The sequence below is a fragment of the Chryseobacterium sp. BGARF1 genome, assembly GCF_001677955.1.
GTDB lineage: Bacteria > Bacteroidota > Bacteroidia > Flavobacteriales > Weeksellaceae > Chryseobacterium.
Genome location: NZ_LELA01000153.1, coordinates 20,497 through 32,209 on the forward strand (window position 1 = coordinate 20,497; position 11,713 = coordinate 32,209).

The 11,713-nt window shown below is 33.7% G+C and carries 10 protein-coding genes; 2 read left to right on the plus strand and 8 right to left on the minus strand.

Annotated elements, in window-relative coordinates:
* Positions 1 to 21 precede the first annotated feature (21 nt).
* The 4 genes from AB671_RS20995 to AB671_RS21010 form a co-directional block, all read right to left on the minus strand.
* Positions 22 to 729 (minus strand): prolyl oligopeptidase family serine peptidase, encoded by a 708-nt coding sequence (locus AB671_RS20995; RefSeq protein WP_066679474.1) that lies wholly within the window; start codon positions 727 to 729, stop codon positions 22 to 24.
* Positions 730 to 1,023: 294 nt separating this feature from the next.
* Positions 1,024 to 2,409 carry a glucoamylase family protein gene (locus tag AB671_RS21000; protein WP_066679473.1) on the minus strand — a complete coding sequence of 462 codons (1,386 nt, stop codon included), beginning with the start codon at positions 2,407 to 2,409 and terminating at the stop codon, positions 1,024 to 1,026.
* A gap of 72 nt (positions 2,410 to 2,481) precedes the next feature.
* Entirely contained in the window at positions 2,482 to 3,915 is a 1,434-nt protein-coding gene (locus AB671_RS21005) for a RagB/SusD family nutrient uptake outer membrane protein (protein ID WP_066679472.1), read from the minus strand.
* Positions 3,916 to 3,925: 10 nt separating this feature from the next.
* Positions 3,926 to 6,697 carry a SusC/RagA family TonB-linked outer membrane protein gene (locus AB671_RS21010; protein WP_066679471.1) on the minus strand — a complete coding sequence of 924 codons (2,772 nt, stop codon included), beginning with the start codon at positions 6,695 to 6,697 and terminating at the stop codon, positions 3,926 to 3,928.
* Positions 6,698 to 7,122: 425 nt separating this feature from the next.
* On the opposite strand from AB671_RS21010, the gene AB671_RS21015 reads away from it, so the two are divergent.
* Positions 7,123 to 7,800 carry a DUF4197 family protein gene (locus AB671_RS21015; protein ID WP_066679470.1) on the plus strand — a complete coding sequence of 226 codons (678 nt, stop codon included), beginning with the start codon at positions 7,123 to 7,125 and terminating at the stop codon, positions 7,798 to 7,800.
* 39 nt (positions 7,801 to 7,839) lie between these two features.
* A complete protein-coding gene (locus AB671_RS21020) occupies positions 7,840 to 8,145 on the plus strand; it encodes a DUF493 family protein (protein WP_066679469.1) in 306 nt (101 codons plus the stop codon).
* Between the two features lie 79 nt (positions 8,146 to 8,224).
* Here AB671_RS21020 and AB671_RS21025 read toward each other — a convergent pair whose 3' ends face one another.
* From AB671_RS21025 to AB671_RS21040, 4 genes are all read right to left on the minus strand, one after another.
* Complete coding sequence (locus AB671_RS21025) at positions 8,225 to 8,575, minus strand: ArsC/Spx/MgsR family protein (RefSeq protein ID WP_066679468.1); 351 nt, start codon at positions 8,573 to 8,575, stop codon at positions 8,225 to 8,227.
* Between the two features lie 23 nt (positions 8,576 to 8,598).
* A complete protein-coding gene (locus AB671_RS21030) occupies positions 8,599 to 9,213 on the minus strand; it encodes a deoxynucleoside kinase (RefSeq protein ID WP_066679467.1) in 615 nt (204 codons plus the stop codon).
* A 30-nt stretch (positions 9,214 to 9,243) separates the two neighbouring features.
* A complete protein-coding gene (locus AB671_RS21035; protein WP_082987384.1) occupies positions 9,244 to 10,149 on the minus strand; it encodes a hypothetical protein in 906 nt (301 codons plus the stop codon).
* Positions 10,150 to 10,240: 91 nt separating this feature from the next.
* On the minus strand, positions 10,241 to 11,266 hold the full coding sequence (locus tag AB671_RS21040; protein WP_066679466.1) for a glutaminyl-peptide cyclotransferase: 1,026 nt from the start codon (positions 11,264 to 11,266) through the stop codon (positions 10,241 to 10,243).
* Positions 11,267 to 11,713 lie beyond the last annotated feature (447 nt).

The following is an 11,713-nucleotide window of genomic DNA, read 5'->3' on the forward strand; positions in this document are numbered from 1 at the left end:
GATTTTTATCATTTAATTCAATTATTTTTCTTTTCTCTTAGACAACATCCATTCATACAATGCTGGATTTGAATAAGTAGAATCCCAAGAATTGTGGTTATCATTCGGGAAAATTGTCAATTCTGCAGATGGGTTTACCGGATGAAGTGCTTGGTAAAAATTAAAAGCATTTTCTGGCAATACGACATCATCCATTCCGCCATGAAAGATTTTCATGTTTAAATTTTTGTATTGATGAATGTTCGCATACATCACACGATCTGTAGGTGCACAAACAGAAACCACAGAAGCAAACATTTCAGGATGTTCCATTGCCAGTTTCAGCGTTCCCCAACCTCCCATTGAAAGCCCTGTAAGGTAAATTCTAGAAGCATCAATTTTATATTTACTCTGAATTTCTTTAATCAAATTGTAAACGCTTACCGTGTCCCACCAAGTATTTTCAGGACATTGAGGAGCTAAAATTGCCACAGGTTCTTTAATCAGATTTTTGTACGTAAAAGGACTGTGTGCTTTCACCAATTCTAAATTGTTACCTCTTTCTCCTGAACCATGAAGAAAGACAATCAAAGGAACATTGCCTTTTGCTTTTTGAGGATAATCTAAAATATATGAGATTTTTTCTACTCTTTTAACTTCTTTATTCAGTTCTGCTTTGATTTCCTGAGCTTGTAAACTCAATGAAAAAGGCAAAAGCAAAAAGGGTAAGTGTTTTAATTTTAAATTCATATTTCTTTAGGTTTTGGCTAAAGCCGTTTGATTTTATTCTTAGGTTAAAACGGGCTAAAGCCCATTTCTATTGATTATTTTGTGAGCCTTGTCAAGGTTTTAAACCTTGACAAGGCTTGGTTGTTATTGCTAGCCCCGATTGCAGCATTTGTTTGAGCTCATTTTGTGGGTTTCGGCGGCAGCTTTGCTGCTGCCGAAACCCACAAAATAGCGAGTGCGGAAAGCGGGATTAAGCTCCTAAAATAGCAATTGGCTGATGGCTAATGGCTGGTGGCTTTTTGTAGCTATAAGTGGCTATTTAATATTGTATTTTTCTGATTTAAAATCTAATTTTTTTAATCCTTTCTGGATTTCAGGAGCATTCATGAATAATTTCCATAAAAATCCTGTTCTGTAATTTTCAATCATCGGAGCGATGGTTCCCTGGTCGATGGCTAAATATCTTGGTGTCGTCCAATTGTTATAGTGAATTGAAGTAGCATCATAAGGGCCTGCAGAACCGATAAATTCAGGTTTTGAATAAATAAACCTTAAGAAATCCATAGATTCTTTGGGCGTGTAAGGAAAACTGCTCAAAGCCGCTGTTGAAGTAATTACGCCATGGTCGTTTTGAGGAAAATGGGCATCATAGCCAACGCTTCCATCTTTATTTCTTGAATAACCAGCTGTTAATCCCCAATAATTGGGTCCGTAACCTTTCCATTGTTTTGGGTTTTCGACACAGTATTTGTAATCGATAAGAACTTGATTTTTATTTAAATCGAAGTAATTTTTGATTAATTTATCTGACAAATTGGTAGGATCCAGACCGATGTAAGAATACTGAGTCCAAAATAATGGTCCGCCATACTCTTCGGCTCCGTTGTGTTTTACATACATCGGAAGACCGTATTTTTCTTTGTCTGAAAGGTAAGTTCCGTTTCTCGTCCAGCCTTTCTCATATGTTTCCGCATCAATAGAATAGGTTGGTGATGAAGCTGCTAAAATGTAGGTAATTAAACACTCATTATAACCTTCTAAAGGAAAATTCATTTCCCATTGATATTCCGGTGACCAGTGCCAATAGAGTACTTTTTCACCGCCTTTCGTGTACCAGTTCCACTGGATACCTTTCCAAAGTTCGTCACATTTTTTGGCAAGCGCTTTTTCTTCAGCGTTTCCGTTTTTGAAATATTCTCTCACCTGAATAATTCCAGTGGTAAGAAATGCAGTTTCTACTAAATCTCCACCATTGTCTTTTTTTCCGAAAGGAACAGTTTTTCCTGTTTCTCCGTTGATCCAGTGTGACCACGCCCCTTTATGACGGTCTGCTTTTGCAAGAAAATCCATGGCGGTCGTCAATCTTTTCACCGCATCTTTTCTAGAAATAAACCCTCTCTCAACACCCACTAAAATAGTTGCTAAACCAAAACCTGAACCTCCTGTTGTGATGACATGTTTGTCATTATCCGGATAGATATTGTCTTCGTGATATCTTTCTCTTCCCAACATAGAATTGGGTTCTGCATAATCCCAGAAATATTTCAGGGCATCTTTCTGAACCTTATCCATCAACTGCTGGTCTGTAATATTTGATTTTACAACTGATTTTTGAGGAGATTCCTGTTTTGAAATTTGAGAATTTTTGCACGAGACAATAAGTGATGATGTCGCTGCGATTGAGAGTATTATCCTTTTCATTATATCATTTTTTAAACTTGAATACTAAAAGAAGAGGAGAACTTTCATTCTCCTCTAAATATTTGATTATGATTAATAACCGGGGTTTTGAACGAAAAGCCCGTTGCTTTGATTAATCGCATCCATAGGAATTGGGAAAAGTTCATTTTTCCCTGCTTTAAATCCTTTAGCAGCTAAAACTGTAGCAGCTTGTCCAGTTCTTACAAGATCTGGGAATCTGTCCATTTCCATTGCTAATTCCACCCTTCTTTCCTGCCAGATAGCAGCTTTAAGAGCAGCCTGTGTAGTAGCTGTAGTATTTCCAAGGTTTGCTCTGAATCTTACCTTATTAATATTTAAAATAGCTGTAGCAGTATTTCCTAATTCGTTAGCAGCTTCTGCATTAATTAAAAGAATATCTGCAAATCTTAGGATTCTAACATTTTGAATAGAACCATATCCACAAGAGCTATTATTTAAAGATCTAGGAACATACACTTTTTGGTTCCACATATCTCCTGCATTAGGATCTCCTTTCTTGATTAAATCGCCCTCAAGAGTTGTTTCACCTTCTCTTAAAATAGATAACTCCTTTCTGATATCACCTGTTTCAAATGCATTTTCTAAAGCTGTTGTTGGGGTAAAGAATCCCCATCCGAATTGGTTTCTTACTCCCTGAACTTCTGCATATTGACTACCTGCATCCTTACCTAAAGAAGGATCACAACCACAATTTACTTCGAATACTGACTCAGTTCCAAATTCACCAGCAGGTCTGAATAGATGATTAAAGTCTGGATCTAAAGAATATCCCATTGCAATAACCAGATTCGATGTATCATAAGCCTTTTGATAATCTTTCATATAAAGATAAACCTTAGAAAGTAATCCTAACGCACTACCTTTTGTTACCCTTCCTAACTCTGAAGCTGGATAAGTTTGAGGTAACACTGCGGCAGCTTCTGTTAAATCTTTTACGATAAAGGCATAAACTTCTGCAGCAGAATTCCTTGGCTTAGTGTAAATTCCATCAGCAGGTAAACCATCAAAAATAGGAACTCCTCCGTAGATTCTTACTAAATTGAAATAAAAGTATGCTCTCAACATTTTAGTTTCAGCGATCAATCTGTTCTTTAGCGTAGCATCCATTTCTATTTTAGGCACGTTGGTAATTACCTGATTGGCTCTGTTAACTGCCTGCCACTGCCCGATCCAATATCCTCTAACCCCATCATCACTACTTGTAAACGTAAAGTTGTCATATGCATTGATAAATGACGCATCTCCAGGATTAGAACCTTTTTCTACATCATCACCTGTTACTCCAAACACAAATTGTGCAGGAAAACCTGTATTTTCCCAGCTTCTTAAAAAACTGTACACAGCATTAGTTGCACGCATTGCATCATCTTGTGTTGTGAAGAAGTTTTCCACATCAATTTCTCCTTCATCTCTGATGTCTACAAAATCATTGTTGCAACTAACCATTAATGTCAACAGAGATAGTGTTAAAAATATTTTTTTCATGATCTTTTAATTAAAATGTTAAGTTCATACCCATTGTATAAATTGCTGAAATTGGATAGATATTATTATCAATTCCCATTTGTACTCTGTCTGTATTGTTAATTTCGGGAGAGAATCCGTTATATTTGAAACTTGTCCAAGGGTTCTGTGCACTTAGATACAATCTTAGTTTTGTTACAGATAAAGCACTTGCTAAAGATTTAGGCAAATTATAACCCACCTGAATATTTCTAATTCTGATATAGCTACCATCTTCTACATAGAAGCTGTTTGGTGCAATAATTAATTGGTTAGATGTGATCATCGAATTGGTGTTAGAAGTACCTGCACCTTGCCATCTGTTTTCATACATATCTAAATCCCAAGTTTCGTTTCCAAAACGTCTTTCACGATTGTAGTTATAGATCTTATTACCAAATACACCTTGGAAATCAACAGCGATATCAAAAGCGTAGATATTAAAGTTAACTCCAAAACCGTAAGTTCCTTTAGGAATAGGACTTCCTAAGAATGTTTTATCTCTTGAATCAATAACCCCATTACCATCTTGGTCTGTAAATTTAAACCATCCAGCCTTTGCTCCTGCTTGTCCTGAAGCAGCTGCTTCTGCATCAGTTTGGAAAACACCAGCAACATCATATCCATAGTATGCCCCTACAGACTGACCATTCTGCAATCGTACGATTCTATTTCCGAATAAACTAGCACCAGTTTCTAAATATGAATCGCCATAAACTGATGTGATTTTATTTTTAAGAGAAGTGAAATTACCATACACTCCAAAACTAACATTCTCACTTAACTTAGTATTATAATTAACTGAAACCTCAAAACCTCTGTTATTAAAAGAATAAGCATTCGTTTTAAATCTATCCCAGTTACCTGCTCCAGATACTGTTCCTTGCACAACATCATAAACAATATTTTTAGAATCTTTATCAAAATAAGCCGCATCAATTTTAAGCTTATTATTAAATAATGCCATTTCTAAACCAATATCTTTCCCTACAGTAGTTTCCCAACCAATGTTTGTGTCTACAAATTGGTCAATAGTTGCTGCAGGATAACCCGAATTACCAAAATATGCACCACCACCGATAATTGATATATTCTCATTGAATCCTCTACCAACATTAGGATTTCCTAGCTCACCATAACTTGCTCTTAATTTTAAAAGATTAAAAACATTTTGCTGACTCATAAAATCTTCTTTAGATATTACCCAACCAGCACTTATTGCAGGAAAAACCCTTGCTCTATCAACATTAATTTGTGAGCTTGCATCTCTACGAATGGAAGCATTTACCAAATACTTTCCTTTATAATCATAATTTAATCTTCCAAAAAATGATTCGATTCTTTGTTGATCTTGATCTACAGCTAAATCATCTCTATCTATACCACTTACATATAATTGCCCTGTTCCATTTGCAACATTTAAAGACCCGTTAGTTCCATCATACTGCACTCCTCTTGAAGACCAATAATCTTGGGATATTGTAGTTCTTGTTCTTGAAAAACCAGCTAACACATCAAAATTATGATTACCAAAACTTTTTTTCCAATTGATAGTATTATCCCAAACATAATTTCTGTTTCTATAGTTTCTAGTCACCAATGTTGATTGCTCTTGGCTTGCTACAGGAGCATATGTAAGAGTTGGTGTATATTCGTATTGACTTGGGCTATAATTATCTGTAGAATAGCTAATTCTGAAATTAAAATCTTTCAAAAACTTCAATTCTCCATATATATTATTTAGCAATCTTTCCTGTCTTACTTGTGAGCGATACATATCTAATTTAGCTCTAGGATTCGGTATCGAATACCCGTTGAAAAATTGATAATCTCCAGTACCAGGATTCATAACAGAAAATATTGGAGGGGCATTATATGCATCCAATAAAGGATTCTGCGCTACATCAGTACGCATTTTAGAGAAACTAAAATTATTTCCGATTGTAATGTTATCCGTTATTTTATAACTAAGATTTAACTTAGTATTAAATCTATTAAAACCGCTGCCTGAATTGATTCCTTGTCCAGCATCTAGATTACCCTGATCCTGAAGATAACCAACACTACCATAATAATTAAGTTTTCCTAAACTTCCGGTTGCTGAAAAATCATTAGCATTGATGATGCTTGTACGGAAAATTTCTTTAAACCAATCTGTATCTGTCGGAAAATCGGCTCTAGAAATAGAACCAGCACTAGAGCCATTGTCATTAATCAACTTTTCGTTATATAACTCGATATATTGATCAGTATTTACCATCTTAGGAATGTTAGTTACCTTTTTAATTCCAATCTTAATAATTACAGCACCATTGGCAGCCTGAGCTCCAAAAATAGCTAAACTCGATGGATCTTTCAAAACACTCATCGATTCAATATCTTGAGGATTTAGATAAGAAATATCTGTAGTAATCATTCCATCTACAATAAATACAGTATTTCCAGTTAAAGAACCTACTCCTCTAATGTCTACTCTTGGAGAACCTCCCGGAGTACCAATATTGGTAATATTTACCCCAGCCAATTTACCTTGAACAGAACTAAGTGGGTTTGCATTGGGTTTATCTGCTAAATCTTTAGCGGTAACCAAACCAATACTTCCTGTAATGTTTTCTTTTTTTTGTGTACCATATCCTATGAGTACAACCTCCTCTATTTTCTGTTCTTTCGCAACAGTGTCTTTAGGAGCAACCTGCCCGTTGACGTTCATCCCAAAATAGAGAACGGCAATAAGACAAGAGTACTTTAAATTAGTTTGTTTCATATAGTTTAATTTTATCTTGTATAATCAAATAAGAAAAATCAGCTTTTAGCAGATTCTATTTTCTCAAAAGTAGACTTTGGTCAAAAATATAAAAAATATCAACTGATGTTAAATTTAGTTAAATAATTTATTAAAAGATAGTTAAATTACGAAATATGCTAAATAAATCTAAATTTTAATAAATTTCACAATTAAAAAATTTGATATAAATGAATATTTCACATTGAAGCAAAGCCCTTTTTTGGATGAAATTCTCCCAAAAACGACTATTAATGTCTCAAATCTAAGCAATCAGGATTTTTGCATTAAATAACCTCATAATTCTCTGCATAAAGACTATTCTTTTCTGAAACAAATAATTTTTGTTAAACACACAATTGTCTTTACCTTTGGTGCGTTATTTGAAAATGATATAAAAATTGACAATGAAAAAATATATTATAGCTGCTGCATTCATCTTCGGAACAGGTGTAGTGATTACAACCAGCTTAAATTCATGCTCCACGCTTGCTACTACCGATTTGGGATTAGCAGTCATTAAAAAAGTCTTATTAGGCGGAATCAACAAAGGAGCCAATATTTACGGTAATAAAGAAGCTTTTCTTCAAAACAATTTAGTTGACAAAGCTTTACCAAAAGAGCTTAGAGACATCAACAGTACTTTAGAAAAAATCGCCCCTTCTATTGTTGCAAAAGAAAGAGAATACATTGCGGAAGCTGCAGTTTACACGGTAGGCATTTCTAAACCTATTTTAGAAACTGCTGTTAACAGCTTAAACGCACAAGATGTAACCAGAATTATTCAGGGCGAAAAAGGAACAGCTACTTTAATTTTGAAAGAAAAAACCCAGACGCAGCTTGTTGCAGCAATTGCTCCACGAGTTGAGCAGGAACTTAATAAATATGGCATTGTAAAAACCATCAATACTGCAATATCGGGAACCAATCTTTTAGGAAGTCTTTTAGGTGGAAATAAAACCAATGTCAACGCAGGTGGATTGAGCATGTTGGCTTCAGAACAAATCGTAAACGGTCTTTTTAATATCATCGAAGACCACGAAAAGCAAAATTCAGCGTCATTACTTGCTCCATTTGGAAAGTAACTGAATTTTCGTTAAATTTATATATAATTAAGCAAGAAAATGGAAATATTACAAGGAAGTGAAAATAAAAATCCTGAAGAATTTTATAAATCATTAAAGGAAAAACTAGAGAATAATCATGATTTTCCGGAAGATTATCTGTTTAAATTTATTATTCCGACAGATGAGGCCAAGCTTACGGAAATTTATAAAGTTTTCGACGGTATAAAGTTTACACTAGGCAACCGCGAGAGTAAAAACGGAAAATATACGGCATGCAATATCAATGCTTTTGTTTTAGATGCAGACCAGGTGGTTCGTATTTATCAGGAAGTTGCAATAATAGAGAATGTAATTTTATTGTAAAATCAGGATTGAAAATAAAAAAGGTTAGTTTTAAAACTAACCTTTCTGTTTTTTATATAAGTCGTCTTTAAATTCAGATTTATTTTTCTATAAAAAATTTTACATTTTCAAGAGGTCTTCCCAACATGGCGACTGAGCCTTTAATTAGAATGGGTCTTTGTATTAGAGATGGGTTTTCAGATAAAATCTGAAGCCATTCTTCTTCCGAATAATCTTTCCCTGCGTAATTTTCAAGATATAACTTCTCTTCTTTTCTGATGATATGAAAAACACTTTGATTTAGCTTTTTCAAAACTGTTTTCAGCTCTAAAACGCTTAACGGGTCTTCTACAATATTAATGATTTCAAACTGTACTCCATTCTCGTCTAAATACTCTAAAACGGCATTTGATTTTGAGCAGTTCCCGTTGTGTAAGACCTTGATTATCATAATAAAAATTTAAGCTAATTTATTTAAAACAAACCGTTAAGTTCGGCATCTATTTTTTCTAAAACAAATCCAAAATCTTCCGGTTTTTCTACAAAATCAAGATTATCGACATCGATAATCAGTAATTTACCTTCTGTATAATTTGAAATCCATTTTTCGTATTTCTGATTCAGCTTAGAAAGATATTCTATACTGATTGAGGCTTCATATTCTCTTCCTCTTTTATAGATTTTTTTTACCAAATTAGGCACATCAGACTTAAGGTAAATAAGCAAATCGGGTGCCGAAACAAAAGTTTTCATCAGATCAAAAAGCGACGCATAGTTTTTGAAATCTCTATCTGACAAAAGCTTCATATCATTAAGGTTTTCTGCAAAAATATGAGCATCTTCATAGATTGTACGGTCTTGAATAATATTTTTTCCACTTTCTCTGATTTCTTTTACCTGGCGAAATCTGCTTCCCAAAAAATAAATCTGCAGAGCAAAACTCCACTTGCTCATGTCGGCGTAAAAATCTTCCAGATAAGGATTGTGATCCACATCCTCAAACTGTGCATCCCAACCATAATGTTTGGCAAGCATCGTCGTTAAAGTAGTTTTTCCTGCTCCAATGTTTCCTGTAACTGCAATATGCATATTAATCTCTTTATTTTGAAATGTTTAAATCTAAAAGCCCAAATCCTGAATTTCATCCATCACCTTAAGAATATCTGATTTTTCAGATTTTTCTTTCTCCAATTTTTCGATGGATCTTTGAAGTTCTATTTTCTGTTTTTCTGCTTCCTTAAGCTTTTTAATATCAGCGATATCTTCAAGGGTGTAAAGATAGAGTTTGTTCCCTTTTATTTCAAAATATGATAGCGAATTTTTATCAACAATTTGCGCATCAGGATCATCAAAAATTTTGGTTAAACCTTTCTCAGGATTGTATTTGAATATGGTATTTTTAGCAATAATTAAGATCACTTCATTTTCTCTGCGGAAACGTTTTGCATTTTCTACCGGAGCTTCAAAGAGTTTTTCGAACTTCAAATTATATACTCTGAACTGATCTTTAGATAAAATATAAACCTTATTTTCAAAAACCAAAAGATCGATCAAATCATCAAAACTCGCATCAAATGTGAAAGAATTGATGGTTGTTTCATTTCTGAAATTATACTGAAGAAGACGTTTCGTACTTTCATCCAACAGCCAAATCTGTTGCAAATCTTCTGCATAAGCGTGTTTTATAAAACTGAATTTCTGTTTAAAATCCAACCTTTGGATATCATTAAGATTCTGATCTACGAATCTCATTTCCTGAGCATTTTCAGAAAAAAGGGTCACACTCAAAGGATTTTGTATCTCCTGAACTTTAAACGGAACAGTAAACATTAATTTTCCTAACTGTTTTCCCAAAGAATCGTATTTGGTAAAACTAAAATCTTTGTTTCGGTATAGATAGAGATTTCCGTAATCGTCTGTAAACATATCTTTCGTTTCCTTGAGCTTTAACGTATCAAAAGGAAGTACTTTCTGCGCAGAAACCGAGCAGAAAACAAATACCAGAAAAAGAGATATTAATTTCAAAAAAACTTTTTTACAAAGATAGCGCTCCAAAAGGAACGCTACCAATTTACATACTTTATTTTATTCGATCTGAACTTGCTTTCAATTTTAACTATTTGATAGCAACTTCATAAATCTTAGACCATTTTTTTCCTGTAACCAACATATTATCACCTTTGAAAGCGATTCCGTTTAATACATTTTCGCTGTCAGCTTTAGTAAATGGATCAGCAATTTTTGTAAAATCAAATTTACCTACCACTTCTCCGTTTGCAGGATTTATTTTTAAAATAATAGGTTTGTGCCAAACATTTGCATAGATAAATCCTTTGTAATATTCCAGTTCGTTTAATTGGTCATACACTGAAGTATTTCCTGCTACAGAAATATATCTAACCATTTTCGAAGGATCATTTTTATCTAAAAAGTAAAGGTTTTTGGTTCCGTCTGAAGCAATAAGATCTTTTCCGTCATATGTTAAACCCCAACCTTTTACCATCATATCGGGATAAGCAAATTCTGAAACCAGACTTAAAGTACTTTTGTCATAAACAAATCCTTTTTTGTTTTCCCAAGTCAACTGATATACTTTATCTCCTGCAATGGTACTTCCTTCAGAAAAAACATCATCAGGTTGTTTGGTCTCTTTTATCGGAGTATTTTCTCCAAGTTTGTAGGTAATTAATCTTGACGAACCGTATTGTCCTTCACTTTCATATACTGTATTACCATCAAGCTGAAAACCTTGTGTAAAGTTATTCGGGTCGTGAGGATACTCAGCAACTACCTCATAGTTTAAATTTTGCTCAGGGCTTTTGCTGTAAACATTAATTGTAGCATCCTGATATAAAGTCTCGCCACCTTTCGTTTTAATATTAAAAGTTACCGCATTATCACCTAATGTAAAATATTTTGGGTCAACGGTAAGGCTTGTAGATTCTTTTTCGCCAAAACTAATGGTAATGCTTTCTGCATTTTCTAAAACATCTTTGGGAAGATCTAGCTTGTCGCCAAAATGATAACCTGTAGTTTCCATTGATGCGTTATAATCAGCCAGAGAAGTCAATATTTTTTCGTCGTCTTTACAAGACATTACCATAAGTAAAGCTGCAAAACCTACAATTATCTTATTTTTCATTTTTTATTTCTAAAATTTCACCAAAAATAGCAAATTTTATTCCGCTCTGCTAATTTCTGACGCAGGTTGAGCAAATTGCAGAATATATCTGTTGTACTAAAACTCTAGAATATGAAAATAAAAATTGATAGTTTCATCTAAATTTTCAGTCCATAAAATTGGGTGCAGAGATTTGAATTTCATTTTAATAAAATATTTTAAGCTTTAATAATCTAAACGCTATACATATAATTCTCGCTGATTGTGCAGATTAAAAATTTAATTTAAACTACTATAACTAATTATTAATACATATTTTTTTGCCACGAATGCACAAATATAATTAGTAAAAAAAATTCGTGCATTCGTGGCTTATAAGTACTAATAATAATTAAACCATACATTTTGAAAAGTAATATGATTGCAGCCCGACCTGAGTGGAAATCCTTTTTTGCTGCTGAAAAAACG

What these genes read in the sequence shown, in the direction of transcription:
- AB671_RS20995 (WP_066679474.1), bottom strand. Translation starts at nt 729, where the DNA reads ATGAATTTAAAATTAAAACACTTACCCTTTTTGCTTTTGCCTTTTTCA.
- AB671_RS21000 (WP_066679473.1), bottom strand. Translation starts at nt 2,409, where the DNA reads ATGAAAAGGATAATACTCTCAATCGCAGCGACATCATCACTTATTGTC.
- AB671_RS21005 (WP_066679472.1), bottom strand. Translation starts at nt 3,915, where the DNA reads ATGAAAAAAATATTTTTAACACTATCTCTGTTGACATTAATGGTTAGT.
- AB671_RS21010 (WP_066679471.1), bottom strand. Translation starts at nt 6,697, where the DNA reads ATGAAACAAACTAATTTAAAGTACTCTTGTCTTATTGCCGTTCTCTAT.
- AB671_RS21015 (WP_066679470.1), top strand. Translation starts at nt 7,123, where the DNA reads ATGAAAAAATATATTATAGCTGCTGCATTCATCTTCGGAACAGGTGTA.
- AB671_RS21020 (WP_066679469.1), top strand. Translation starts at nt 7,840, where the DNA reads ATGGAAATATTACAAGGAAGTGAAAATAAAAATCCTGAAGAATTTTAT.
- AB671_RS21025 (WP_066679468.1), bottom strand. Translation starts at nt 8,575, where the DNA reads ATGATAATCAAGGTCTTACACAACGGGAACTGCTCAAAATCAAATGCC.
- AB671_RS21030 (WP_066679467.1), bottom strand. Translation starts at nt 9,213, where the DNA reads ATGCATATTGCAGTTACAGGAAACATTGGAGCAGGAAAAACTACTTTA.
- AB671_RS21040 (WP_066679466.1), bottom strand. Translation starts at nt 11,266, where the DNA reads ATGAAAAATAAGATAATTGTAGGTTTTGCAGCTTTACTTATGGTAATG.